Genomic DNA, 25431 nt, shown 5'->3' on the forward strand with positions numbered 1-25431 from the left:
GCAGGATTTCGGAGCCGATCAGCCGAGCTTGGCCCCGCCGTCGACGTACAGCGTCTGCCCGGTGATGTAGGAGGCCTCGTCGCTGCAGAGGAAGGCCGCAGCAGCGGCGATGTCCTCGGGGAAGCCGACGCGGCGCACCGGGTTGTGGTCGGCGTTCAGCTTGCGGAACTCCTCGACGTCCATCTTGAGGCGCGCCGCCGTGGCGTCGGTCATCTCGGTGGCGATGAAGCCCGGGGCGATGGCGTTGGCGTTGATGCCGAAGGGGCCGAGCTCGATGCCGAGCGTGCGGGTGAAGCCCTGGATCCCCATCTTGGCCGCGGAGTAGTTGGCCTGGCCGCGGTTGCCGAGCGCGGAGACGCTGGAGAGGTTGAGGATCTTGCCGTACTTCTGCTCGACGAAGCGCTTCTGGGCGGCCTTGGTCATGTTGAACGCGCCCTTGAGGTGGACGTTCATGACCATGTCCCAGTCGTCCTCGGTCATCTTGAAGAGGAGGTTGTCGCGGGTGATCCCGGCGTTGTTGACCAGGACGTGGATGCCGCCGAGCTCGTCCACCACACGCTGCACGGCCGCCTCCGCCGCAGCCGAGTCGGCGACGTCGCAGCCGACGCCGATCGCCTTCGCGTCGCCCTGCAGCTCGATCCGGCCGGCCGCCTCCTGGGCAGCCCCCTCGTCGAGGTCGAGGATGGCGACCGACGCGCCCTCCGCGGCGAAGCGCTGCGCCGTACCGAAACCGATGCCGCGCGCGGCTCCGGTGATGACTGCGACTCTTCCGTCGTAGCGGCCCATGGGGATGACTCCTTCTCGGCTGCCTGTGTCCAGGCGCCTGCGTTGGGGGGGGCGTGACTCGTCGCAGGCTAGTCGCACCTCAGGGTTTTCCCTGTTCCGGACCCCGGGTGCGAGCCGCTACCGTGAACGCATGCTTCGCGGGGGGTTCCGAGCTGCGACCGTCGTCGCCGTGGTGATGACGTTCGCGATGCTGCTCATCGCGTGGGCCTACGACCTCCCGGTGCGCGACCCCGACGGCGTGTCAGTGCCGACGTGGGTCCGACTCCCCCTCATCGTCGCCGCGGCCGTCGCGCTCGACGTCGTGATCCGCTGGGTGGTGCTGCTCCGACGGGAGGAGGTCGGTGGCCTGACGGCGTTGCGCACCGTCGTCCGTGACCGGTGGCACCGCGACCAGGTGTGGTTCACGGTCAGCGGCCTGGTGGCGTGGTACGCCTCCTACGTCGCGTTCCGCAACCTGAAGAACTACGTGCCGTTCGTCAACGACCGGCTCTGGGACACCGAGCTCGCCCGGCTCGACCGCCTGCTCTGGCTGGGCAACGACCCCGCGACCGTGCTCCACCACGTGCTGGGCACGGGTCTGGCGGCACAGGTCCTGACCGTGGTCTACGTGCTGTGGATCGGGCTGGTGCCGGCGACGCTGGCCATCGCCCTCGTGTGGACGCGGTTCTCCCGCACCGGGGCCTGGTTCGTCACCGCCGTGTCGATGAACTGGCTCTTCGGGGCGGCCGTCTACTACGCCTTCCCGTCGCTGGGTCCGATCTACTCGGCTCCCGGCGACTTCGACGACCTCCCCCGCACCTTCAACACGACGATCCAGGAGTGGCTCCTCGAGGACCGGGTCGAGGTCCTCGCCGACCCGTCCGCCACCCAGGCCGTCCAGACCATCGCGGCGTTCGCCTCCCTGCACGTCGCGATCACGGTGACGCTGTGCCTGTTCCTCGAGATCATCCGGCTCCCGGCCTGGATCCGCGTCTCCGCCTGGGTCTTCGCCGGCCTGACGGTGCTGTCGACGGTCTACCTCGGCTGGCACTTCTTCGTCGACGTGCTCGGCGGAGTCGTGATCGGGGCCCTGTCCCTCGCCGTGGCGGCGTGGGCGACCGGCAGCTCGTTGCGGCGACGACCCTACGCCTGGTCGGCGCCGACCGCCGAGCGCAAGCGGCCGGCGTACTCCCCCGCCTCACCGTCCTCGTAGCGCGTCCGCGGCCAGAAGAAGCCGCGCAACCCGTCGCCCTTCGTGCGGGGTACGACGTGGAGGTGCAGGTGGGGCACCGACTGGCTGACGACGTTGTTCATCGCCACGAACGAACCCTGGGAGCCCAGGGCCGTCGTCATCGCCGTCGCCAGCCGCTGGCCCGCCTCCAGGAACGGGTCGCGCAGGAACGCCGGCAGGTCGGGCAGGGTCTCCACGTGCTCACGCGGGACGAGCAGCGTGTGTCCCTTGAAGACCGGTCGGGTGTCCAGGAACCCGAGGACGTGGTCGGTCTCGAGCACGACCTCGGCGTCGACCTCGCCCGCGACGATGGAGCAGAAGACGCAACCGGTCATCGGTCCAGTCTGCCTGTCATCTCAGCTCGGGCCCTGGTGCGTCCGCCACCACTTGACGACCGCCTCGGCGCTCTCCCACACCGCCACCAGGGCGGCACCCACGGCGATCGCCAGGGCGAGGCGGTCCTGACCGGCGCTGCCCAGGTCGACCACGTCGACGAAGGTGGGGTTGATCAGCCGGTCCTCCATCGCCAGCCACGCGACCGGCGCGGAGAAGGCGACCGATGTCACGACGGTCCCCGCGGCAACGCCAGCGGTCCAGCCGCGGCGGTACTTCCACACCTCGAGAGCGACGAAGGCAGCGATGGTGAGGAGCAGGAACGGCAGCCAGCCTGACCACAGGTCGGGATCGAGGATGGCCACGTCGTCACCGTCAGGCCCCTCGACCCAGGAACGGAAGTGCTGGATGACCAGCGCGGCTGCGACGACGAGGTTCCATGCGATCGAGCCGACCGTGTCGACGAAGCTCGGGTCTCTCTCACCGACACCCTCGGGAAGGTCGTCCGGCGTCCACGGGGTCGGCTCGTCGGCATCGACACGCTCGAGGACGGCGAAGACCAGGGTCGTCCAGAAGGCGATCTGCACGGCGGTCGTGATGGCCGCTCCACCGGCGTCGACGATCACCTGACCGACGGTGCTCTCGTGGTGGTCGAGCACCCGGATCGCGGCGACCACCGTGGCGACCACCGCGGGAACCCAGGTGAGGAGCTGGAGGGTGAGCCTCTTCCACGTCAGGAAGAACCGAGGACCGATCAGGTGGAGCCGCGCACCGGTGTATCGCGAGGCGAGCGCTGCCGGATCACCCAGCTCGGTGAGTGTCGCGCGCTCGGCCTCGTCGGCCGGCTCGCCGGCAGCGACACGGCCCTCGATCATGTCGTCGATGGTGCTGCGGAGCTCGTCACCCAGGTCGGCACGGCGATCCTCCGGCACCTCGCGCAGCATGGCCTGGACGTAGCGCTCGGTGAGCGTGGTGGTCGATGTGGTTGTCATGCTTCCTCCCCCATGAGGCTGGTGAACGAGTCCTGCACGGCTCGCATGTCTTCAAGGAGCAGGTGCAGCACCTGCTCGCCCTTCGCACTGGTCCGGTAGACCTTGCGCGGCCGGCTCTCCTCGGTGTTCCACTCGCTGGTGAGCAGCCCCTGGTCCTCGAGGCGCCTCAGCAGCGGGTAGAGCGTGTTGGCGTCCACCGGGAACCGGTGCTCGGCCATCTGCTGGAGCAGGCCATAGCCGTAGCCGGGCTCGCGCAGCGCGATCAGGCTGGCCACCACCACGGTGCCGCGACGCAGCTCCTGCAGGTGGGTCCTGATGATGTCCTCGGCGGTTGCCATGCCCACACATTACTGTGTCTCACACACCAATGCAACAGTCCACAGCATCGTGCGGTATAGCCTCCGTCGTCGTGGATACCGTCGCACGGTGCAGACGTTCCTCCCCTACGCCGACTTCGAGCGCTCGGCACGCGCGCTCGACCCCAAGCGTCTGGGCAAGCAGCGCGTGGAGACCATCCAGGTCGTGCGCGCGCTGACGGTGCCGGGCTACGGCTGGGCAAACCACCCCGCCACCTTGATGTGGAAGGGCTTCGAGGAGGCTCTCGGGCGCTACGGCTTCGTGTGCTGCGAGGTGTGGACCGAGATGGGGTTCGGCGACACCTGTGCCGCCACGATCGCCACCGACCTGGCTGCCGCAGGTGTGGACCGGGTGCGCAGCCAGGACGAGCTGGCTTCCGCCGACGCACTGCCGCCGTGGCTCGGCGACGAGGACCTGCACCGCAGCCACCGCTCCGCTCTGCTGCGCAAGGACCCCGACCACTACCGCAGCCAGTTCACCGACGTCCCGGACGACCTTCCCTACGTGTGGCCGGTCCGCTCTGCCGCCGTCGTCGAGGCAGAGCGGCGACGCGCCGAGAACGTCGTACGTCGCGCGCAGCGAGCCGCCGAGCGCGCGCAGGAGGAGGCAGAGCGCCAGCACCGCCGACGCAGCCGGGCCGCCAAGCGTGCGTGGGAGACCCGCCGACGCAACGCCCGGGACACGCCGTGAAGGCGTGACGACTCAGCGCATCCGGCTCAGCGCATCCGGAGCGTGCGCGACTTGCCGGGCCCGGCGATCTTCTTCACCGTCACGGTGAAGCGGTCACCACCGCGGGTGTCCCGCCGCGAGCGGTCGATCTCGACGTCGCCGTCGTCGTCGGCTGTGCGGACGGTCTGCAGGAAGCGCTCGCCGTCGTGCCTGAGGGTGACGCGCCACCTGGTGCCCTGCAGCGCCTCGTCGATGTCGACCTCGACCTTGAAGCGGCCGTCTTCCTTCTCCACGGAGAAGTCGACCCTCGCCTCGGCGACGCGGAAGTCGCGCTGCCGCTCCACGTCTGCCAGGGCGGGCGCCGGGGCGGCGAGGGCAAGCGGTGAGCCGATCACGGCGGTGACGGCGACGGCGGCGGTACGGCGAGCGTTGTGGAACATCGGGGTTCTCCTCGTCTGGGGGTCCTGAGTGCTGTACCACCCCGGCGCCGTGTCATGAGTCGGACCCGAACGGAGACGACGTGAATCGGGTGGTCTGGTGGCTCCGGCGTCACCCCCAAGGTGGCGGCACACGACATCGGCCGGCGACGAATCCATGTCGGATGCCGCCAGAGTCAGGGCCCTCGAGCTCAGACGGCGCTGGGTGTCGGCACGTCGGGCAGCGACGACGGAAGGCCGCCCTCGTAGAGGTCGAGCATGTCCTCGGCACCGCGCAGCGCCTCAACGACGCAGGGCGCGGGAGCGGCGTACAGGGTCGGGAAGTCGCGCTCACCACGCTCGGGGTCGACGCTCCAGGCCAGCCGCTCGTCACCGAGCGAGAACTGCGCATCGACACCTTCCTTGTTGCCACGAGGGTCCAGGCGGTGCCACGCACCGCGCAGGTGCACCGCCACGAGCCCGTGGACGACCAGGCCGTCGCTGCCGTCGTCGAGCAGCTGGTAGCACAGGGCGGTCGGCACTCCCTGGGAGCGCAGCAGCGCAGTGAGCAGGTGGGACTTGGCGTAGCACAGCCCCACGCGGTGCTCGAGCACCTCGGACGCGGTCAGCGTGACGCGCCGGTCCTGGGCGTCGAACGAGTGGTCGACCTCGTCACGCACCCAGGTGAACGCCGCCTCGGCGAGCTCCTCGGGCGAACCTGTTCGGCCACGGAGCTCTCGCCCCAGCTCGACGACGGCCGGGTGGTCGGCCTGGATGATGTCGTCCGATCCCAGGAACCCCGTGGGATCGGCGTCGTCGAGCTGGGGCGAGGACGCGTCGGTCATGCGCTCGAGGCTAGGCCTCAGCGCAGGTCGAAGCGGTCGTTGTCCATGACCTTCGCCCACGCCGCGGCGAAGTCGTTCACGAACTTCTCGTGCGCGTCGTCGCTCGCGTAGACCTCGGACAGGGCCCGCAGCTGGGAGTTGGAGCCGAAGACGAGGTCGACGGCCGTGGCCGTCCACCTCTTCTCACCGCTGGCCGTGTCGGTGATGTCGTAGACGTGCTCGCCCTCCTGCGCGGTCCTCCAGGTCGTGCCGGGAGAGAGCAGGTTGACGAAGAAGTCGTTCGTCAGCTGCCCGGGGCGATCGGTGAGCACGCCATGGGCCGTGTCGCCCACGTTGCCACCCAGGGCCCGCATGCCGCCGACCAGGACGGTCATCTCGGGCGCCGTGAGTCCGAGCATGTAGGCGCGGTCGACCAAGAGCGTCTCGGGACGCATCTTCTCGCCTGGGCGGACGTAGTTGCGGAAGCCGTCGGCGCGCGGCTCGAGGTAGCGCACCGACTCGACCTCGGTCTGCTCCTGGGTGGCATCGGTGCGACCCGGGGTGAACGGGACGGTGACCTCGACCCCGGCGTCCCGCGCAGCCTTCTCGACCGCGGCGTTCCCGCCGAGGACGATCAGGTCGGCGAGGGAGACCCGCTTCCCGCCGGACTGCCCGTCGTTGAACTCACGCTGCACCCGCTCGATGGCCTCGAGAGCCGCGGCGAGCCTGTCGGGCTCGTTGACCGCCCAGCTGCGCATGGGCTCGAGGCGGATACGGGCGCCGTTGGCGCCGCCGCGCTTGTCGGTACGACGGAAGCTCGCCGCCGACGCCCACGCCGTACGCACCAGCTCGGGCACCGAGAGCGCCTCGAGGAGGGAGTCCTTCAGCGTGGCGATGTCGGACTCGTCGACCAGCTCGTGGTCGACCGCCGGGACGGGGTCCTGCCAGATCTGCGGCTCGGGCACCCAGGGGCCGAGCATGTGGGGGCCGACGGGGCCCATGTCGCGGTGGAGCAGCTTGTACCAGGCCTTGGCGAAGGCGAGGCGGAACTCCTCGGGGTTCTCCTTGAAGCGCCGCGAGATCTTGTCGTACTCGGGGTCCATGCGGAGCGCGAGGTCGGAGGTGAGCATGCGGGGCTCGCGGCGCGGGTCGCCCTCGTGGGCACCGGGCACCATGTCGGAGCCGGCGCCGTTCTTGGGACGCCACTGCTTGGCACCGGCCGGGGACTCCATGAGCTCCCAGTCGTAGGCGTAGAGGATGTGGAAGAACTCGTTGTCCCAGCGGGTCGGGTGGTAGGTCCAGGTGACCTCGAGACCCGAGGTGATCGTGTCGCCGGCCTTGCCGGTGCCGTGGCTGCTGATCCAGCCCAGGCCCTGGTTCTCGATCGGGGCGCCCTCGGGCTCCGGGCCGATCAGGTCGGGGTCGCCGTTGCCGTGGGTCTTGCCGAAGGTGTGGCCGCCGGCGATGAGGGCGACGGTCTCCTCGTCGTTCATCGCCATCCGGGCGAACGTCTCGCGGATGTCGCGCGCGGAGGCCACCGGGTCGGGGTTGCCGGCCGGGCCCTCAGGGTTGACGTAGATCAGCCCCATCTGGACCGCGCCGAGCGGGTCGGAGAGCTGGCGCTCCTCACCCTCGGCGTAGCGCTCGTCGCCGAGCCAGGCGTCCTCGGGACCCCAGAAGATCTCCTCGGGCTCCCAGACGTCCTCGCGACCGAACGCGAAGCCGAAGTTCTCGAAGCCCATGTCCTCCATCGCCACGGTGCCGGCAAGGACGATCAGGTCGGCCCACGAGATCTTCTGGCCGTACTTCTTCTTCACCGGCCACAGGAGTCGGCGGGCCTTGTCGAGGTTGGCGTTGTCGGGCCATGAGTTGAGGGGCGCGAAGCGCTGGCCGCCGTCGCCGGCACCGCCACGGCCGTCGAAGACGCGGTAGGTGCCCGCGGCATGCCAGCTCATCCGGACCATGAGGCCGCCGTAGTGCCCGAAGTCGGCGGGCCACCAGTCCTGGGAGGTGCGCATCGTCTCGACCAGGTCGCGCTTGAGCGCCTCCACGTCGAGCTCGGCGAAGGCCTCGCGGTAGTTGTAGTCGGTGCCCAGCGGGTTGCCGGCCGGCGGGTGGACGTGGAGCACGTTGAGGTCGAGCATGTCGGGCCACCAGTCCTTGTTGGACCGGGGGCGCCCGCCCGTCTGCGGCGTGGGCGAGTCGATCGCGGGGTTCTCGCTCTCGCTCCCCTCGGCGGTGACCGAGTCGTGCATGACGGGGCAGCCGGCCTCCGCCTTGCGGTCAAGGCCCTGCGGGCTCTCGGGGTGGTCCTGGTCGGTCATGGTGTTCCTTCCGGCTGGGTCGGGCTGATTCGGACGGGATGGACTCGAGCTGGGTGGATCAGGCGCTCGGCCGGGATGGCTCGGCGCACGCGGGGCAGGTGCCCCAGTAGGTGACCTCGGCCTCGTCGATCACGAAGCCGGCGTCGTCGGAGGCGGTCAGGCAGGGGACGTGGCCCACGGCGCAGTCGACGTCGGCGACGGCACCGCAGGAGCGGCACACCACGTGGTGGTGGTTGTCCCCGCGGCGCAGCTCGTAGCGCGCCAGGGAGCCTGCAGGCTGGATCCTTCGGACCAGGCCGGCAGCCGTGAGGGCGTCGAGGACGTTGTAGACCGCCTGGTGGGAGACGCTCACGAGGTCTCGGCGCACCGCGTTGAGGACCGTGGCCGTGTCGGCGTGCGGGGCCTGGCCGACCGCGCGCAGCACCGCCAGGCGCGGTTGCGTCACGCGAAGGCCGCTCTCTCGCAGCAGCACCTCAGCGTCCATGCAACCACCATCTCGCCTTTACTTGAACAATTCAAGTTGGAGCGCGAACTCATTCGGCGAGCCAGTCCATGTGTGCGACCTTGCTGGTCGTCAGGCGAGGGAGAGGAAGAGCTTCTCCATCTTCTTCACGTCGACGCTGTCCATGTCGTCACCGTTGCTCAGGCACTGCTGGAGCCCGGTCGCGACGATGGCGAAGCCGGCCCGGTCAAGGGCTCGCGAGACGGCGGCGAGCTGGGTGACGACGTCCTCGCAGTCGCGCCCGTCCTCGAGCATGCGCAGCACACCGTCGAGCTGGCCTCGGGCACGCTTGATGCGGTTGATGACCGGGGTCATCTCGTTCGGGTCCAGCTCCATCAGTTGTCTCCCTCGTTGGCGTCAAGAGACGCGAGTGCAGCAGTGATCCGCTGCTTGGCGTCGGCGGCGACGGCGTGCAGCGCCTCGTTGTCGGCAAGACCCATCATGGCGTCGGGGTCGAACGCCTCCACGACCGTGGTGGTGTCGTCCACCGCTCGTACGACGACGTTGCACGGCAGGACCGCGGCGATGGACGGCTCGGCGGTGAGCGCCTCGTAGGCCAGCGCCGGCCGGCAGGCACCCAGGATGACCTGCGGCGCAACATCGACGTCGAGCTTGGCCTTCAGGGTGGCCTTCAGGTCGATCTCGGTGAGGATGCCGAACCCCTGCTCACCGAGCGCCGTCCGGACCGCCTCGACGGCGTCGTCGTACGGCTGGGTCAGCGTGGTGGAGATGGTGTAGTCGCTCATCAGGCGCTCCTCCTGCTCTGCTCGGCCAGGGCGGCCTCGACGTCGAGGTCCCGCACGGCGGCGATGACCTGGTCCAACGCCGGGGCGGGAAGCGCGCCGGGCTGGGAGAACACCATGGTGCCACCCTTGAACGCCATCAGGGTCGGGATCGAGCTGATGTGCGCAGCAGAGGCCAGAGTCTGCTCGGCCTCCGTGTCCACCTTGCCGAAGACGATGTCCGGGTGGGCCTCGGACGCCTTCTCGTAGACCGGCGCGAACATCCGGCACGGGCCGCACCAGGAGGCCCAGAAGTCGACGAAGACGATGTCGTTGCTGGTGACGGTGCTCTCGAAGTTCTCGGCACCGAGGTCGATGGTTGCCATCCGGCTCTCCTCCATGGGTGTGGGAACGGCTCCTCACTTGGGGCCTGCCAGCACAACCAGCATACCCCCGGCGGTATTCCACCGGGCCTGCCCCGACGGGACCTGCGCCGACTTGAGGAATACCCCCGGGGGTGTCTAGGTTGTGACTCGTCGAATACCCGGTGAGGTATCGGGTGCCGACTTTTCACCCGCAGTCCCCAGGAAGGTCCAGGATTCATGAGCAGGTCCACCCCCGAGATCGACGTCGCGCGGCTGGCCGAGGCGGCTGAGCAGCAGGCGACCGTGATCGATGTCCGGGAGCCGGGCGAGTACGTCGCCGGCCACGTGCCCGGCGCGCAGCTGGTGCCGATGGGCCAGCTGCCGTCCCGGCTTGCAGAGATCGAGCGGACCCGTCCGGTCTACGTCGTGTGCGCGAGCGGCAACCGCAGCGCCGCCATGACCGACCTGCTGGTCGCCAGTGGGTACGACGCCTACTCGGTGGCCGGCGGCACCGCGGCCTGGGCACGCTCCGGCCGACCCGTCGAGACCGGCGCCCCCACCAGCCGATGACGTCCGACAGCCCGACCACCCGCTCCACGACTGGGGGCACCATGACCGACGACCTGACCATCATCCCGATCGAGACGCCCTCCCTGGGTGACCGCAGCTACCTGGTCCATGACGGCGACGTCGCCTTCGTGGTCGACCCCCAGCGCGACATCGACCGCGTCCTGGCGCTGCTCGAGGAGCACCGCGTCCGACTGCTCGACGTCTTCGAGACACACATCCACAACGACTACGTCACGGGTGGACTGGCCCTGGCGCAGCACACCGGCGCGGCCTATCACGTGAACGGCGCGGACGACGTGTCGTTCGACCGGACTCCCATCGCCGACGGCGAGACGGTCGCCGTCGGTGACCGGATGAAGGTCCGGGCCATCGCCACGCCCGGTCACACCTTCACCCACCTCTCCTACGCGCTCGCCACGACCGGCCCGACCGGCGACGAGCCGTACGCCGTCTTCACCGGCGGGTCGCTGCTCTTCGGCGCCACCGGTCGTCCCGACCTGCTGGGCGAGGAGCACACCGACGCCCTGGTCCGCCACCAGCACGCGTCCGCGCACAAGCTCGCCGAGCAGCTGCCCGACGAGGCCGGCGTCTTCCCCACCCATGGCTTCGGCTCGTTCTGCTCGGCGACCCAGTCAGACGCCACCGAGTCCACGATCGGCCAGGAGAAGAAGTCCAACCCGGTGCTGACCCAGGACGAGGAGACCTACGTCCGGGAGCTCCTCGACGGGCTGGGGGCATGGCCCGCCTACTACGCCCACATGGGCCCGGCCAACGCGGCCGGACCCGGCGCCGCCGACCTGTCCCCGGTCTCGGCCGCCGATGCCGACGAGCTGCGCCGCCGGATCGAGGCCGGTGAGTGGGTGGTCGACCTGCGCAACCGCACAGCCTTCGCCGCAGGCCACGCACCGGGCACCTTCAACTTCGGTCTCGACGGCGGCTTCGCCACCTACCTCGGCTGGCTCATCGACTGGGGAACACCGGTCACCCTGCTCGGCGAGACCCCCGAGGACGTCGCCCAGGCACAGCGCGAGCTGGTCCGCATCGGCATCGACCGACCGGCCGCCCAGGCCACCGGCGGTCCCCAGGACTGGACCGACGGCGAGCTGTCGTCCTTCCCGACCGCGACGTTCGCCGACCTGGCCGACGTTCGTCACCACCGCGAGGTGGTGGTCCTCGACGTCCGGCGTGCCGACGAGTACGACAAGAGCGCCGTTGCCGGTGCGGTCAACATCCCCATCCACGAGCTCCCCCGCCGCGTGGCAGAGGTGCCGGCCGGCGAGGTGTGGGTGCACTGCGCCGGCGGCTACCGCGCCTCCGTGGCCGCCTCGTTCCTCGATGCGGCCGGCCGCACGCCCGTGGCGGTCGACGACTCCTTCGAGAACGCGGAGAAGGTGGGGCTGCACCTGGTGAGCCCCGGCGACGAGAACGGCTCGAGCGCCTGAGATGACACTCGTCCTCGCCGTCGCCGCCGGCGCGCTCATCGGCCTCTCGCTGGGTGCGCTCGGCGGCGGTGGATCCATCCTCGCGGTCCCGGTCCTGGTCTATCTCCTGGGCCAGACCGCGACCCAGGCCACCACCGGCTCCCTGGTGGTGGTCGGGGTGACCTCGCTGATCGGCGCGGCGACTGCCCACCGGGCGGGCAACGTGCTGCTCGGACGCGGGGTTGCGTTTGGTGCCGTCGCGATCGGCGGCGCCGCGATCGGCGCGAAGGCTGCGGCACACGTGGACGACGACGTCCTGCTGGCCGCCTTCGCGATCCTGATGCTCCTCGTCGGCGCTCTGATGGCCTGGCGCCAGCTCGGTCGCGACCGTGACGTCGAACCGACGGGTGCGCGTCCCGCGCTGGACGACCCCATCATCACCTTCAGCCCCACGTTCGCCTGCAACTGCCCACGGGCCCTCAAGGTGCTCCTGACGGCCACGGCTGTCGGCCTGCTCACCGGGTTCCTCGGCGTCGGCGGCGGCTTCCTCGTCGTACCGGCCCTGCTGCTGGCGCTGGCGCTTCCGATGCAGTACGCCGCCGGCACGTCACTGGTGGTCATCACCATCACCAGCGCCGCGGCGCTCGTCGTACGCGCCGGGTCGGGCTCGAGCCCGGACTGGGGACCGGTCCTCGCCCTGACAGCCGTCTCCGCCCTGATGGCCGTGGCCGGTGCTCGACTCGCCGACCCGATCGACACCAGCCGGCTCCAGCTGGCCTTCACCGCCCTCGTCCTGGCCGTCGCGGTCTACACCGCCGCCCGAGCCCTTCCAGCCCTCGTCTGACTCCCCCTCTCTCCCGCCCATCACACCCGCGGAACTTCCGCATGCCCACAGAACGGACATCCATGAGCACGACCGCTGCCTTCCCGCCCCCGACGGCGCCCACGCCGCCCGACGACACGGGGCACCACGTCGCCCACACCCCCGGACCGCTGGGTCGCCTGGGCGTCTGGGTCACCGAGCACGTCAAGCTGGTCACCGTCGTGTGGTTGCTGGCGATCGTCGGCCTCGGCGCGTTCGCCCCCCAGGTCGAGCACAACCTCTCCGGCGCCGGCTGGCAGGCGAACGGCTCGGAGTCCGTCGAGGCGCGCGAGCTGGCCCGGGAGCACTTCGGGGGCAACGCCTCCTCCGCCATCCAGGTCGTGGTCCAGTCTGCGGACGGTCCCGTCACCGAGGGCGAGGGCAAGCAGGTGCTCGCCGAGGTCACGCGCGTGCTCGAGGACGAGCCGCGCATCGCCGACGTCCTCCAGCCCATGCCCGGTGCCACGCTGTCGCAGGACGGCGACACCGCGATCATCCTCGCCGGCGCCGGAGCAGACACCAACGAGATGGTCCGGGTCGCCACCGGCATCAAGGGCGAGCTCCAGGACCTCTCCACCGGGTCCGTCGAGGTCAACCCGACCGGGTCGTCCCTGCTGTGGAGCGACTTCAACGAGGCCAACCTCGACGCGATGCTGAAGTCGGAATTCATGTCATGGCCGGTCACCCTGGCGATCCTCGTGCTGGCCTTCGGCGCGCTCGTGGCCGCCGGGCTGCCCCTGATCCTCACCCTGGCCGGCCTGGTCGCGTCCGCGGGGTCGCTGGTGCTGATCAACGAGCTCGTCCCGGTCTCCATCTGGGCGATGAACTTCGCCATGATGTTCGCCCTCGCCCTGGGTATCGACTACGCGCTCTTCGTCGTCGTCCGCTACCGCGCCGCTCGTGCCGCGCGCCGCTCCGAGGACCCCGTGCGAGACCTCGCTCACCGCCGGTGGGCCGTCTCCCAGACCATGGACACCGCCGGCAAGGCCGTCCTGCTCTCCGGGCTGACCGTGCTCATCTCGCTCTCCGCGGTGATGCTCGTGCCGTCCCCGTCCTTCCGGTCCATGGCCGGCGGCATCATGCTCTCGGTCGTCTTCGTGCTCGCCGCGACCCTGACGCTGCTGCCGCTCGTGCTGTTCAAGCTCGACGACCGCATCAACAAGGGCGCGCTGCCCTGGTCGCACTCCGGCGAGCACCGCTCTCCGAGGTTCGCCGCCTGGGGCGAGCGCCTGTGGAAGCGCCCCGTCGCCTGGGGCCTCGCCTCGCTGGTCGTGCTCCTGGCCCTTGCCGCCCCGATCCTCGGCCTGCAGACCGCCATGCCCTCGATCAAGGTGCTTCCCGAGGACGCCTCTGCACGCGTCGGCTACGACCGTGTCCAGGAGTCCTTCGACGAGGGTGCACCCGGCACCCTGCAGATCGTCGCCAAGAAGGCGGACGCCGACACCACCAGTGCCGTGCTCGCCGAGGACGACGGCATCTCCGGCGCCATGTCACCGATGCCCGCCGGTGACGACTCGGGCTACGTGCTCGTCCAGGCCGTGCCGACGGTCGACCCCTCCGACCCCTCCCTCGGCGACACCGTGGACCGGCTCCGTGCCGACCTCCCCGACTCCACCCTCGTGGGCGGCGCCGCGGTGGAGAACCTCGACCTGAAGACCCAGCTCGACGAGTCGACGCCGTTGGTCATCGGCGTGGTCCTGGTGCTCGGCTTCCTGCTGCTGCTCGTGGCACTGCAGGCTCCGCTGATCTCACTGCTGGGCACCCTCGCCAGCCTGCTGTCGACGGCGGCGGCGTTCGGCGTCGCCCGCCTCATCTTCCAGGAGGGGTACGGCGCCGACCTGCTCGGCTTCGAGTCCCAGGGCTTCCTGGATGCGTGGGCACCGGTGTTCTTCTTCGCGATGATCTTCGCCATCGCGATGGACTACACGGTCTTCCTGCTGGCCTCGGCGAAGGAGCACTTCGAGCGCTCCGGTGACCCCAAGGATGCGATGGTCGGCTCGCTGGCCCACTCCGGACGGGTGATCTTCGCCGCCGGTGCCGTGATGGTCGCGGTCTTCTTCACCTTCGCCCTGTCCGGCCCCATCCCGCCCAAGGAGATGGGTGTCGTCCTCGGCATCGCGGTCCTGCTCGACGCCTTCCTCGTCCGCCTGGTGCTCCTGCCCGTGATGCTCCGCCTCACCGGGCGCGCCGCGTGGTACAGCCCGGCCTGGCTGAGGAAGGTCCTGCCTGACATCACCTTCGCCCACGACTGACCCCCAGACCGCCCGGGTTCCCCCCACCCGGGCACACCCGCGGCCCGGGGACGCCTCCCCCGGCTCCCCGGGCCGCCCTCCGCGCAGGTGAATCTGCTCGCCGCGGGTCGTTGCCTAGCCACTGACCCCCGCTCGCCGAAGACATCGACATCTGTCAACATAGAGATATGTCGAAGTCCTCTGCAGGTCCCGACCTGCTCGCCCTGGTCGACGGATTGGCGTGCTGTGTGCCACTGGCCCGCGAGCCGATCAGCGCCGAGCAGGCCCACGGTGTCGTACCCATGCTGAAGGCGATCGCCGACCCCGCCCGCCTGCGGCTGCTGTCGCTGGTGCTGTCCCACGAGGGCGGCGAGGCCTGCGTGTGCGACCTGCTCCCGCACTTCGACCTCTCCCAGCCCACGATCAGCCACCACCTCAAGGTCCTGCACGAGGCCGGTCTCCTGGAGCGCGAGAGGCGCGGCACCTGGGTCTACTACATCGCCCGCCCCGAGGCGATGGCCGCGCTCGGCAGCCTCTTCACCGCACCCAGCCCGAAGACCCTGGAAGGGGCCCCCTCGTGAGCGACACCGTGCACGAGAACGCCTCGGGCGCGTCCACCGACCCGGTCCTGCAGCGCCTCTCCACCCTCGATCGCTTCCTGCCGGTGTGGATCGGGGTCGCCATGGTCGTCGGCCTGCTGCTGGGCCGCCTGGTCGAGGGCCTCGACGACGCGCTCGCCGCCGTCGAGGTCGGGTCGGTCTCCCTGCCCATCGCGATCGGGCTGCTGATCATGATGTACCCCGTCCTCGCGAAGGTGCGGTACGACGAGTTGGGCCACGTCACCAGCGACGGCCGGATGCTCGTCACCTCGATCGTCCTCAACTGGGTGCTCGGGCCGGCGCTGATGTTCGCCTTGGCGTGGCTGCTGCTGCCCGACCTGCCGGAGTACCGCACCGGCCTCATCATCGTCGGCCTGGCCCGCTGCATCGCCATGGTGCTCATCTGGAACGACCTCGCCTGCGGCGACCGGGAAGCCGCCGCGATCCTCGTCGCCATCAACGCGGTGTTCCAGATCCTGGCGTTCGCCTTCCTCGGCTACTTCTACCTCGAGCTCCTCCCGGGCTGGCTGGGCCTCGACCAGTCCGCGCTGGACGTGTCGGTGTGGAGCATCGCGAAGTCGGTGCTGGTCTTCCTGGGCATCCCGTTGCTGGCCGGCTACCTCACCCGCACGCTCGGCGAGCGGGCGAAGGGCCGCGAGTGGTACGAGTCGACGTTCCTGCCGAGGATCGGGCCGACCGCGCTCTACGGCCTGCTGTTCACCATCGTCCTGCTCTTCGCGCTGCAGGGCGACACCATCACCAGCAAGCCGCTCGACGTCGCCCGCATCGCCATTCCCCTGCTGGCCTACTTCGCGCTGATGTGGGGTGGCTCGATGCTGCTCACCAAGGCGCTCGGCTTCGACTACCAGCGCGCGACGGCCGTGTCGTTCACGGCGGCCGGCAACAACTTCGAGCTCGCCATCGCCGTGGCCATCGGCGTCTTCGGCGTCACCTCCGGCCAGGCCCTCGCCGGTGTCGTCGGCCCGCTCATCGAGGTCCCCGCCCTGATCGCGCTGGTCTACGTCAGCCTCTGGGCACGCAGGTTCTTCCACGAGCGCACCACCCCCACCGACCACACCACCACTCCAGGAGCGACCCGATGACCACCACCAGCTCGACACCCCCTCAGGTCGTCTTCGCCTGCGTCCGCAACGGCGGTCGCTCGGTGATCAGTCGCGTCCTGGCCGAGCACTACGCCGGCGGACGCGTCATCGCCCTCTCGGCCGGCACCCAGCCCGGCGACCACATCCATCCCGAGGTCGCCGCCGTCCTGGAGCAGCTCGGTCTCGACACCTCCGCGGAGCAGCCCACGCTGCTGACCCGCGAGACCGTCGCGGCCAGCACCATGGCGATCACCCTGGGCTGCGGCGAGGAGTGCCCCTACGTCCCCGGCGTGAAGTACGTCGACTGGCCGGTCGCCGACCCGGGCGGACAGGACGAGGACACGGTCCGCGAGATCATCGCCGACCTCGACGGCCGGGTCCGGGACCTGCTCGTCGAGCTCAATCCCGACATCGAGCTTCCGCCGTCGGTGCTGGCGCAACGCTGAGCCCGGCGACAGTGGAGCCGCTGGCCGGACCTAGCGGCCTCAGGCTCCACTGTCGGCAAGTCACCGCAGAGAAGGTGACGGTTCCCGCCGCGGGGTGGCGTACGCCATCAGCACGGCCGCCACGCCCGCCAGCGCGGCGAAGACCATGAACGCCGCGGCGTAGGAGCCGAGCAGGTGGGCCAGCAGTGCCCCGGCGAACGGCGCCGACGCTGCGGCGACCAGTGCAGGCGCCGTGAGGAGACCGTTCAGGGCACCGTAGGAGGCCGGGCCCCAGCGGTCGGTCACCGCGGTGGCCTGGACGAGCGTGTAGATCCCGCGGGCGAGGCCCAGCAGCATGCTGAGCGCGATGAGCAGGCCCGCAGAAGGCGGCGCAAGGGCGAGAGCCGCAGTGGCGAGCGCGACCCCGGCCAGCACCACCACTCCTCGGGCGGTCACGGACGTGGCAGCAGCGAAGCGTGCGTATCCCAGGCGCCCCAGGACCTGCCCGGCTCCCCCGAGCCCGAGGGCCCAGGCGGCGAGGTTCCTGCTCAGGCCCTGCTCGACCAGCATCGGCACCAGATTGATCACGACGGCGAACACCGAGAGGGCCGTCAGCGCGCTGGCCGCGGTCAGGAGCATGAACGGGCCGCTGCGTGCGACGGCGGCTGCCGACAACCTGGCGTACGACGCCACGTGCTCGCCGCCATCCGCGTGACGCACCGGGCCCCAGGGATGGTCGAGGCCCCACCAGTGCAGCGGCACGGTGACGATCGCCAGACCGGTCAGGAGCACGAGGTAGGCCTGCCGCCACCCCAGGGCGTCGTCGAGGGCGACAGCCAGGGGTGCGAACACGGTGCTGGCGAGTCCGGCGACGAGCGTCAGCGTCGTGAGTGCACGCACACGTCGCGCGCCTCCCCACCGCGTGAGCGCGGCGAACGCAGGTGGATAGAGCGTGCCGGCCATCGCTGCCCCGGTGACCACCCAGCCGAGGTAGAACACCACCAGGTTCGGGGCCAGTGCCACGCCGAGCACGCCGGGAACCGCCAGCAGCGAGGCAGCAGTCATGACGCGGCGGGGCCCGTGGACGTCGAGGTGCCCCCCGACCCAGATCCCGACCCCGCCCGAGACGAGCTGGGCCAGCGAGAACGCTCCGGTGATCGCGACGCTCGACCAGCCGGTGTCGCTGGCGATCGACGACTGGAGCGCCGCGAACGCGTAGTACAGGACCCCCCAGGAGACGATCTGGACGGTGCTGAGCACGGTGACGACGCGCCGCAGCCCGGCAGCATCGAGAGCGCCGGGCTCCGCGCGTGGGCTGTGCGTCGCCGTCCCGGTCACTGCCCGGGGCGACCGAGGGTGATCAGCTCGGGCTCCGCGGTCGTCGTACCGCAGCAGCCACCACCAGCACCCACCACCGCCAGGGCGTCGGCATCGTCGAACGCACCGGCGCCGTTGCACACCCCGGTCTCGGGGAGAACCAGCTCGACGCGTCCCGCGGCCTCGAGGTCGCCGTCCAGGGCGGCCATGACGGAGCGGACCTGCTCGTAGCCGGTCATGGCCAGGAACGACGGCGCCCGACCGTAGGACTTCATGCCGACGAGGAAGAGGTTGCCCTCCGGCTGGGTCAGCTCCTTGTAGCCGTGGGGGGCCACGTCACCACAGCTGTGGTGGTCGGGGTGGATCTGGTCGGCCAGGACGCGGGCCGCGCCGAGGGCGGGGTCGAGGTCGAGGCGCACCTCGGAGAGGAACTCGAAGTCGGGCCGGAAGCCGGTGACCACGATGACCTCGTCGACGTCGACCACCTGCCGGCCGTTGGTCGAGGTGATCATCAGGCGGCCGTCCACCTGTGCGGTGACGGACTCGGTGCGGAACTGGGTCACGTCGGTCACGAGCCCGCTCGAGGCGGCTGCCTTGGCGTCTTGGCCGAGCTTGCCGCGCTGCTCGAGCTGGTCGTTGTCACCGCCGCCGAAGGCGTCGCCGACGGACGGTCGGCGCAGCAGCCACGAGACCCGCGTGCGGGGTTCGGACCTCCCCAGCCTGGCGAGCCCGACGAGCACTCCCTGCGCGGAGGCGCCCTTGCCGGCGACGGCCACGTGCTTGCCGGCGTAGCGAGCGGCGACCGCCGGGTCGGCGAGGTCGGGGATGCCGTAGGTGATGCGCGTGGCGTTCTCCCTCTCGCCCAGGGCCGGGTAGCCGTCGGCGCCCAGCGGGTTGGGCCGGGTCCAGGTGCCGGAGGCGTCGACCACGGCGCTGGCGAGCAGCCGCTCGGCACCGTCGGGGCCCTCGACGTGTACGGCGAACGGGTCACCCTCGCGGCCGGAGTCGACCATCAGGTCCCGGCCGGCGCGGCCCACACCGACCACGCGGCTGTGGTAGCGGACCGATCCACCCTCGACCCCGCCCAGCACGTCGGCCAGCGGCTGGAGGTAGGCCGAGCGCCACTCCCCGCCGGTGGGGTAGGCGCCGTCGTCGGGTGCGGCCCACGTGCCGGCCGCGTCCAGGAGGCGCCGGGCAGCGGGGTCGACGAGCTCGGACCACGACGAGAACAGCCGCACGTGCGCCCACTCCCCCACGCTCGAGCCGGCACCCGCCCCGGCCTCGAGGACCACGAAGTCCATCCCGCGCTCGGCGGCGTTGGCAGCGGCGGCCAACCCGATGGGCCCGGCTCCGATGATGACCACGGGGTGCTGCATGACTGTCTCCTCAGGCTTCGATCCATCTATCGACGGTTGTCGATGAAGGAACTGTATCGACCGATGTCGATGAAGGCAAGGTATTCTTCGGCCATGAGCTCGACGACCGCCCTGGACAGGACCGACGCGGAGAACTACGCCGAGTGGTTCGCGGTCCTGGCCGACCCCACTCGGGTGCGACTCCTCCACACCTTGTCGACCTCGCCGACCTCGGCCATGCGCGTCGGCGACCTGGCCGCCGCCCTGGGCATCAGTCAGTCCACCTGTTCGCACCACGTCGAGCTGCTCCGGAAGGTCGGCTTCGTCGCGGTCGACAAGATCGGGACGTCGAGCATGGTCTCGGTCAACGCGGCCTGCTGCACCGGGCTTCCCCACGCCGCCGACGTCGTCATGGGCACCTTGTCCTCCCCGCCGTGCTGCCCCGAGGACCTGCCCGCCGACGTCGCCACCCGCCCGGTCGATCCGGCAGACATGGACGCCGTGCTCGCCATCTACGCCGAAGGACTGGCCACCCGCAACGCCACGTTCGAGACCACCGTGCCCACCGCCGACGAGCTGTCGAAGCGGTGGCTTCCCGACCTGGCCTGGGTGGCCGAGCTCGACGGCGAGGTCGTCGGGTGGACTGCGGTGGTGCCCGTGTCCGCGCGCGAGTGCTACGCAGGCGTTGGCGAGACGTCGGTCTACGTCGCCGAACGGGCTCGCGGACGCGGCGTCGGCAAGGCGTTGCTGTTCACCCAGGTCACCGAGGCCGACAAGGCGGGCATGTGGACCCTGCAGACGTCCATCTTCCCCGAGAACAGGGCGAGCCTGGCGCTGCACCACTCCGCCGGCTACCGCACCCTCGCCGTACGCACCCGCATCGCCCAGCTCGACGGCGTCTGGCGCGACACCGTGCTGCTCGAGCGCCGCAGCGACGTCACCTAGAGGCGCTCACGTCGAGGGCAGCGCGTCCTTCACGGCGTCGACCACCTTGGCCAGGGCGGGTCGCTCGTCGCCCCCGTCCGCCCACGCCGGGTCCTGCGGCAACGGCCCCATCGGGTCGGCCTCGTGCGGGCTCGTCGTACGCGGGGCCAGGGCGCGGCGGAACGCCTCGTCGAGCCCCACCAGGCGGTGCCCGGTCGGCAACAGCGCCAGGAAGTCGTCGTCCGCTGCGACCATGTCATGGCGCAGGCTCTCCACGAGTGCCTCGACCGTGGGGCGGGGGACGTCGGTGAGGCTCCCCACCAGGGTCCCGACGAGTGCGGTCGGCAGGAGAGGTACGTCGACCGTGGGACGCTGCAGTCCGACATGTGAGGTGTAGGCGTCGAGCAGCGCGCCGTAGCGGAGCCGGTCGGGTCCACCCACGTCGAAGTGGCGCGAAGGGCCGGAGTAGTCGAGTGCACCGACCAGGGCCTCGAGCGCGTCGACGACGGCGATCGGCTGCACCAGGGAGTCCATCCAGGTGGGGACTGTGTGCACCGGCATGCGCTCGCTCACCTGCCGGATGATCTCGAACGACGTCGAGCCGCTGCCCAGGAGGACCGCGGCACGAAGGACCACCACGGTGGCCGGTGACTCGCTCAGGATCTGCTCGACCTCGCGCCGGGAGGTGATGTGCTCGGACAGCTGGTCGTCGCCGGCGTCGGGGACGATGCCGGACAGGTAGACGACCCGGTCGACCCCTTGGGCGCGCACCGCGTCGGCGAGGTTGTGGGCCGCCTGGCGGTCGGTCCGGGCGAAGTCGTCCCCGCCCATGCCGTGGATCAGGTAGTACACCGCGTCGATGCCCTCGCAGGCTTCAGCAACCTGCTCGGGGTCGAGCACGTCCATGACGAAAGTCTCGACCCGGTCGCCCCACCAGGGGGACTCACGGTCGGGGTTGCCGGTCGTCGTCGTGCGCACCGTGTGGCCGTGCTCCAGCAGTCGTGGCACGAGCCGCCCGCCGACGTATCCCGTCGCGCCGGTCACCAAGATCTTCAACCTGACTCACCTCTCGAAGGGTGCACGGGGAGCAGCTCCCGCCGGAGACCTGCTGGTACCCACCAGGGCTCGGAGAAGCCGGGGTTGCAGACGGGGGCCATGGAATGGACGCGGGCGATCCGAGGAAACCCGTGTCCACCGGCGGCTCCTCGGTTAGCGTATGGGCTGGATTCTCGTGAGCTGCCCTTGCGTCGCGACAGGCGAAAGGTACGAGCGGTGTGAAGACCAACGTAGGCACCGCCACGGCAGCTGTTGCCAGCGTGACGCTGCTGGTCCTGGTGGGTTTCGACCTCACCACCCCCCACATCTCGTTGGTTCCCCTGTACCCGCTCTCGCCGTTGATCGCGTGCTCCGTGCTTCCACCAGCACGAACGGCCGCGTTCGCCGTCCTCGTGTTCGCGATCGCCGTTCTCGCCCACCCGTGGAACGACGAGCCGGACTTCGCCCAGCACGTGGTCAGGCTCGTCGAGGTGTTCCTGGTGAGCGGGTCCGCAGTGCTGGTGGCCGCGGTGCGCATTCACCGCGAGGACCGCATCAGAAGGCTCACCACGCTCGCGGAGGTGGCGCAGCGTGCCGTCCTGCCCGTCCTGCCCGCACACGCGCGCCGCACCGACATCGCCTACCGCTACGAGTCCGCAACCGAGGACGCGGTCATCGGCGGCGACCTCTACGACTGCTACCACTCCCGCACCCACACCCGCTTCCTCATCGGCGACGTGCGCGGGAAGGGCCTCGCGGCCGTCGAGCAGTCCGCGCGCGTCATCCGCGCCTTCCGTCAGGCCGCCGGCATCCACCCAGACCTCGAAGAGGTCGTGGAGGACATGAACGACTACCTCACCGGGTTCTTCGACGACGAGGAGTTCGTCACCGCGCTGCTGCTCGACACGACCGACGTCACCCGTCCCCGGCTGGTGTGCGCCGGGCATCCGTCCCCGCTGCTGGTGCGCCCGGACGGAACCTCGGAGTTCCTCCTCACCGTGCCCGACCTGCCGCTCGGTCTCGGTGACCACTACCGCAGCCATCCCTTCGAGTGGCAGCCCGGGGACCGGCTGCTGCTCTACACCGACGGATTGAGCGAAGCCCGCGACTCCCACGGCGCCTTCCTGGACCTCCGTGAGCTCGCGCCCCTGCTGGCGCGCGGTCCGATCGAGGAGGTCCTGGACCACGCGCTCGCGGCCGTGCGCTCCCACGTCCACCGTGGGGAGCTGAGCGACGACGCGGCTGTCATCCTGCTCGAGCACACACCCACCGGGGTGGAGTACCTCCCGGAGGTCGGCGAGCACGACTGGCGCTCCTCGCTGCCCCGCTGAGCGCACACGAGTCAGGCACGGTAGGTCGCGCCCAAACGGTCGAACAGGAAGGTGAGGTAGGCGGCGACCTCGCCGACCTGCTGGTCCAGTGACTGCCCGATGCCGTGACCTCCGTGTTCCATCCGCAGCAGGATGGGCTGGTCTGACGACGTCGCCTCCTGGAGTCGAGCAGTCATCTTCTTCGCGTCGTGGGGAGGCACGCGCGGGTCGAACTCGCCCGCGGTGAACAGCACAGCCGGGTAAGGCGTGCCGTCCTCGACGTTGTGGTAGGGCGAGTACGCGCGCAGCGCCCTGAACATCGCGGGGTCGCTCACGCTGCCGAACTCGGTCACGTTGAAGGCGCCGTTGGCACTGAGCTCGCTGCGCAGGGCGTCGAGCACCGGCACCGCGCAGACCACTGCGGCCGCCAGGTCGGGTCGCTGGGTGAGCACCGCTCCCACCAGGAGGCCGCCGTTGGAGCCGCCCAACAGGCCCAGCCGGTCGCGGGTCGTCACCCGGGTCTCGACGAGGTGGTCGGCGCAGGCGATGAAGTCGTCGAAGCAGTTCTGCTTGGTGGCGAGCCGGCCTGCGTGGTGCCACTCCTGGCCGTACTCGCCACCGCCTCGGATGTTCGCTATCGCCAGGACACACCCCTGCTCGAGCCATGGCAGCCAGGACGGATCGAACCACGGCTTGAGCGAGATGGCGTATCCGCCGTACCCGTACAGGACCGTGGGCGCCGTGCCGTCCCGCGGTGTGCCCTTCCTCGAGAGCAGGTTGATCGGGACCCGCGTCCCGTCCCTGGACGTGGCGAAGACCCGCTCGACCTCGATGTCGGTGAAGTGCACCGGCGTGACGGTGTCCAGAGCGGTAGGGCGCGGCTCGGGGTCGAGGTCGCCCTGCACCCACCAGCGCCGCGGGGAGACGAACGTCTCCACCGCCCAGCCGGCCTGATCGGAGCCCAGTCCGGTCATGGACTCCACTGAGCAGGTCGGCGGCAAGTCGACCTCGGGCAGGGCGGTGCCGTCGTGGTCGAAGCACCTGATCGCCGACGGTCCACCGACGATGTCGACCACCCACAGCCGCCCGGTGGTGGCGGCGATCTCCTCGATCGTGACCGGGCCCGTCGGTACGACGACGCGCGCATCGCCGACACCCTCGTCGTCGCCCAGGTCCATTCGCAGCACCTGTCCGTGGGGTGCGTCCTTCAGCGACAGCAGGAACAGCGACGCGCCCCCGAACACGGCGCGGATGCACCTGTCCTCGATGTCAGCCACCAGCCGCCACCGGGAGCCCTCGACCTGGCGGCGCGCGAAGAGCTGCCACTCTCCCCCGTCGCCCTTCTGGGCATGGTCCATCACCCACTGCCCGTCGGCCGAGGACGAGAGGAAGTTCTCCGTGATCCTGCTGTCCGCGAACACCCCCGAGAGGTCGCGTTCGTCGTCGCTGGGGTTGCTTCCGAGACGGTGGAACCACACGTCCTGGTCGAACCCGAGGTCCTCGTCGGGCACGGTGCCGGGCGCAGGATGCCGGGTGTACCAGAACCCCTGCGCGTCGTGCCGCCATGCGAGCGAGCCACCGGCGGTACCGCTGTTGACGTGAGGTATCGCGGTGTCGCACAGCTGGCCGGTGGCCGAACGGTAGACGTGGAGCGTGCCGTCCTCCGTGCCGTTCGATGACAGTGACACGGCGACGTGGGCACCGTCAGGGGAGGCGACGTACCAGTCGATCGTGGTGGCGCCCGACTGGTCGAGCGCATTGGGGTCGACCACGACCCGCTCGCCGTCGAGGTCGTCGAGCGTCGCCAGCGTCACGAGCAGAGGTTGCTGGAGTGGTGGCTGGGTCTTGAGGGCGAAGTACGACGAGCCTCCACGCGTCAACCGGGCGTACGTCGTCGACTCGGCCTTCAGGACCTGCTCGACCCGGCTGCGGACGTGCTCGTGGATGGGCAGCGACTCGAGATGGGTGCGCGCGCGAGAGTCCTGCGCAGCCGTCCACTCTCGGGTGCGTTCGGAGTGCTCCTCCAGCCATCGGTAGTCCTCGGTGACGTCCTCACCGTGGTACGTCGTGGTCACAGGCTCACGCGGAGTCTCGATCGCGGGCAGAGGCTCGCGGCTCATGGTCTCGCCCTGGGGGTCGAGGGCGTGCGTCCGCCCTCACCCGCGGCGGGCCAGCACGTCCGACGTCGTCGATGCGGGGGTCCGATCATCGCGGGGGCCTTCTCGGGTGGGGACTCCCAGACTCCTCGCGGCTGACGCGGCCGTCTTCGCCCGAGTTGGGTAATGAACCCGGAGCCCTGCGACAGTCCAAGCACGAGAGCCGTCCCGACTGGTCGGGACGGCTCTGGCTCATGAGGGCTGCGCCCAAGTGGAGCTGCGGGGAATCGAACCCCGGTCCTCGAGCGTCGAACCAGACATTCTCCGGGTGCAGTCTGTGATGTCGCTTTTCTCGGCCCCGGCGCTCGCACAGACGCGTCGCCGACAGGCCCAGTCAGGATGAAGTCCCGCTCACCCCTCCTGACAGAAAGTGAGCAGCAAGTCCTCTAGATGAGGCCTGGGTCCGGGACGAGGACGGGTGCCCGGTCAGACCCTTCGATCACTGCTCAGGCAGCGAGAGCGAAGTCGTTGCGGTTTGAGTTGGCAACTATGGTTTTCCAGCGATCGTTTACGAGATGACGCTGGCTTCTCGACCCGCTTCTTCTGGAACTAACGTCCCAAGTCGAAACCGATCAGCCCCTCTGAAATTTTCAACACGGTGAGTCTACGTGGTCCAACCGACA

The 25431-nt window shown here is 70.2% G+C and carries 26 protein-coding genes and 1 other RNA gene; 11 read left to right on the top strand and 16 right to left on the bottom strand.

The annotated features are described in order from the left end of the window. Positions 1-18: 18 nt before the first annotated feature. Complete coding sequence (locus EXE58_RS02205; protein ID WP_135266370.1) at positions 19-786, bottom strand: SDR family NAD(P)-dependent oxidoreductase; 768 nt, start codon at positions 784-786, stop codon at positions 19-21. 130 nt (positions 787-916) lie between these two features. Here EXE58_RS02205 and EXE58_RS02210 point away from each other — a divergent pair, with 130 nt between their 5' ends. Continuing rightward, the gene (locus EXE58_RS02210) at positions 917-1978 is read left to right on the top strand and encodes a phosphatase PAP2 family protein (RefSeq protein WP_167288629.1); all 1062 of its coding nucleotides are present in this window, start codon (positions 917-919) and stop codon (positions 1976-1978) included. On the opposite strand, the gene EXE58_RS02215 is transcribed toward EXE58_RS02210, so the two are convergent. From EXE58_RS02215 to EXE58_RS02225, 3 genes are read right to left on the bottom strand one after another with little or no spacing between them, the layout of a single operon-like run. Further along, positions 1909-2331 carry an HIT family protein gene (locus EXE58_RS02215; RefSeq protein ID WP_135266372.1) on the bottom strand — a complete coding sequence of 141 codons (423 nt, stop codon included), beginning with the start codon at positions 2329-2331 and terminating at the stop codon, positions 1909-1911. The two genes, EXE58_RS02210 and EXE58_RS02215, sit on opposite strands and share 70 nt — an antisense overlap. Positions 2332-2352: 21 nt before the next feature. Beyond that, positions 2353-3321 carry a permease prefix domain 1-containing protein gene (locus EXE58_RS02220; RefSeq protein WP_135266373.1) on the bottom strand — a complete coding sequence of 323 codons (969 nt, stop codon included), beginning with the start codon at positions 3319-3321 and terminating at the stop codon, positions 2353-2355. Next, positions 3318-3659, bottom strand: a complete 342-nt coding sequence (locus EXE58_RS02225) for a PadR family transcriptional regulator (RefSeq protein ID WP_135266374.1) — start codon at positions 3657-3659, stop codon at positions 3318-3320. Before EXE58_RS02225 ends, EXE58_RS02220 begins: the two co-directional genes overlap by 4 nt. An 88-nt stretch (positions 3660-3747) precedes the next feature. On the opposite strand from EXE58_RS02225, the gene EXE58_RS02230 reads away from it, so the two are divergent. Further along, a complete protein-coding gene (locus EXE58_RS02230; RefSeq protein WP_208544101.1) occupies positions 3748-4368 on the top strand; it encodes an MSMEG_6728 family protein in 621 nt (206 codons plus the stop codon). Positions 4369-4394: 26 nt separating this feature from the next. On the opposite strand, the gene EXE58_RS02235 is transcribed toward EXE58_RS02230, so the two are convergent. The 7 genes from EXE58_RS02235 to trxA all read right to left on the bottom strand — a co-directional run bounded on the left by EXE58_RS02235 (position 4395) and on the right by trxA (position 9521). Continuing rightward, positions 4395-4787 carry a hypothetical protein gene (locus EXE58_RS02235; protein ID WP_135266375.1) on the bottom strand — a complete coding sequence of 131 codons (393 nt, stop codon included), beginning with the start codon at positions 4785-4787 and terminating at the stop codon, positions 4395-4397. A 188-nt stretch (positions 4788-4975) separates the two neighbouring features. Further along, complete coding sequence (locus tag EXE58_RS02240) at positions 4976-5608, bottom strand: transglutaminase-like domain-containing protein (protein ID WP_135266376.1); 633 nt, start codon at positions 5606-5608, stop codon at positions 4976-4978. A 17-nt stretch (positions 5609-5625) separates the two neighbouring features. Next, positions 5626-7911, bottom strand: coding sequence for a catalase/peroxidase HPI (katG, locus tag EXE58_RS02245; protein ID WP_135266377.1), 2286 nt, complete (start codon positions 7909-7911; stop codon positions 5626-5628). A gap of 58 nt (positions 7912-7969) precedes the next feature. Next, positions 7970-8395 (bottom strand): Fur family transcriptional regulator, encoded by a 426-nt coding sequence (locus tag EXE58_RS02250; RefSeq protein WP_135266378.1) that lies wholly within the window; start codon positions 8393-8395, stop codon positions 7970-7972. A 90-nt stretch (positions 8396-8485) separates the two neighbouring features. Continuing rightward, positions 8486-8749, bottom strand: a complete 264-nt coding sequence (locus tag EXE58_RS02255; RefSeq protein ID WP_135266379.1) for a metal-sensitive transcriptional regulator — start codon at positions 8747-8749, stop codon at positions 8486-8488. Further along, positions 8749-9159, bottom strand: coding sequence for a DUF302 domain-containing protein (locus tag EXE58_RS02260; RefSeq protein WP_135266380.1), 411 nt, complete (start codon positions 9157-9159; stop codon positions 8749-8751). Before EXE58_RS02260 ends, EXE58_RS02255 begins: the two co-directional genes overlap by 1 nt. Next, positions 9159-9521, bottom strand: a complete 363-nt coding sequence (trxA, locus tag EXE58_RS02265; protein ID WP_135266381.1) for a thioredoxin — start codon at positions 9519-9521, stop codon at positions 9159-9161. Before trxA ends, EXE58_RS02260 begins: the two co-directional genes overlap by 1 nt. A gap of 216 nt (positions 9522-9737) precedes the next feature. On the opposite strand from trxA, the gene EXE58_RS02270 reads away from it, so the two are divergent. From EXE58_RS02270 to EXE58_RS02300, 7 genes are all read left to right on the top strand, one after another. Continuing rightward, the gene (locus tag EXE58_RS02270) at positions 9738-10070 is read left to right on the top strand and encodes a rhodanese-like domain-containing protein (RefSeq protein WP_135266382.1); all 333 of its coding nucleotides are present in this window, start codon (positions 9738-9740) and stop codon (positions 10068-10070) included. A gap of 41 nt (positions 10071-10111) precedes the next feature. Then, positions 10112-11512, top strand: coding sequence for an MBL fold metallo-hydrolase (locus tag EXE58_RS02275; RefSeq protein ID WP_167288630.1), 1401 nt, complete (start codon positions 10112-10114; stop codon positions 11510-11512). Between the two features lies 1 nt (position 11513). Continuing rightward, entirely contained in the window at positions 11514-12335 is an 822-nt protein-coding gene (locus EXE58_RS02280; RefSeq protein ID WP_135266384.1) for a sulfite exporter TauE/SafE family protein, read from the top strand. 62 nt (positions 12336-12397) lie between these two features. Further along, a complete protein-coding gene (locus EXE58_RS02285; protein ID WP_135266385.1) occupies positions 12398-14605 on the top strand; it encodes an MMPL family transporter in 2208 nt (735 codons plus the stop codon). 167 nt (positions 14606-14772) lie between these two features. Beyond that, positions 14773-15165, top strand: a complete 393-nt coding sequence (locus EXE58_RS02290) for an ArsR/SmtB family transcription factor (RefSeq protein ID WP_135266386.1) — start codon at positions 14773-14775, stop codon at positions 15163-15165. Next, complete coding sequence (gene arsB, locus EXE58_RS02295) at positions 15162-16286, top strand: ACR3 family arsenite efflux transporter (RefSeq protein WP_244242383.1); 1125 nt, start codon at positions 15162-15164, stop codon at positions 16284-16286. The genes EXE58_RS02290 and arsB overlap by 4 nt, the downstream gene beginning before the upstream one ends. Continuing rightward, entirely contained in the window at positions 16283-16732 is a 450-nt protein-coding gene (locus EXE58_RS02300; protein WP_135266387.1) for an arsenate-mycothiol transferase ArsC, read from the top strand. Before arsB ends, EXE58_RS02300 begins: the two co-directional genes overlap by 4 nt. Positions 16733-16792: 60 nt before the next feature. Here EXE58_RS02300 and EXE58_RS02305 read toward each other — a convergent pair whose 3' ends face one another. Further along, complete coding sequence (locus EXE58_RS02305; RefSeq protein ID WP_135266388.1) at positions 16793-18049, bottom strand: MFS transporter; 1257 nt, start codon at positions 18047-18049, stop codon at positions 16793-16795. Continuing rightward, a complete protein-coding gene (locus EXE58_RS02310; RefSeq protein WP_135266389.1) occupies positions 18046-19404 on the bottom strand; it encodes an FAD-dependent oxidoreductase in 1359 nt (452 codons plus the stop codon). The genes EXE58_RS02305 and EXE58_RS02310 overlap by 4 nt, the downstream gene beginning before the upstream one ends. A gap of 93 nt (positions 19405-19497) precedes the next feature. Between EXE58_RS02310 and EXE58_RS02315 the strand changes: the two genes are divergently transcribed. Next, a complete protein-coding gene (locus tag EXE58_RS02315; protein WP_244242384.1) occupies positions 19498-20328 on the top strand; it encodes a helix-turn-helix domain-containing GNAT family N-acetyltransferase in 831 nt (276 codons plus the stop codon). 6 nt (positions 20329-20334) lie between these two features. Here EXE58_RS02315 and EXE58_RS02320 read toward each other — a convergent pair whose 3' ends face one another. After that, the gene (locus EXE58_RS02320) at positions 20335-21363 is read right to left on the bottom strand and encodes an NAD(P)H-binding protein (protein ID WP_208544102.1); all 1029 of its coding nucleotides are present in this window, start codon (positions 21361-21363) and stop codon (positions 20335-20337) included. Between the two features lie 218 nt (positions 21364-21581). Here EXE58_RS02320 and EXE58_RS02325 point away from each other — a divergent pair, with 218 nt between their 5' ends. Beyond that, complete coding sequence (locus tag EXE58_RS02325; RefSeq protein WP_135266390.1) at positions 21582-22673, top strand: PP2C family protein-serine/threonine phosphatase; 1092 nt, start codon at positions 21582-21584, stop codon at positions 22671-22673. 11 nt (positions 22674-22684) lie between these two features. Here the strand turns inward: EXE58_RS02325 and EXE58_RS02330 are convergent, their stop codons facing one another. Beyond that, positions 22685-24772, bottom strand: a complete 2088-nt coding sequence (locus tag EXE58_RS02330) for a prolyl oligopeptidase family serine peptidase (RefSeq protein WP_135266391.1) — start codon at positions 24770-24772, stop codon at positions 22685-22687. Positions 24773-25017: 245 nt separating this feature from the next. Then, positions 25018-25388: a transfer-messenger RNA gene (ssrA, locus tag EXE58_RS02335) on the bottom strand. Positions 25389-25431: the final 43 nt, after the last annotated feature.

Source organism: Nocardioides seonyuensis, assembly GCF_004683965.1.
Lineage (GTDB): Bacteria > Actinomycetota > Actinomycetes > Propionibacteriales > Nocardioidaceae > Nocardioides > Nocardioides seonyuensis.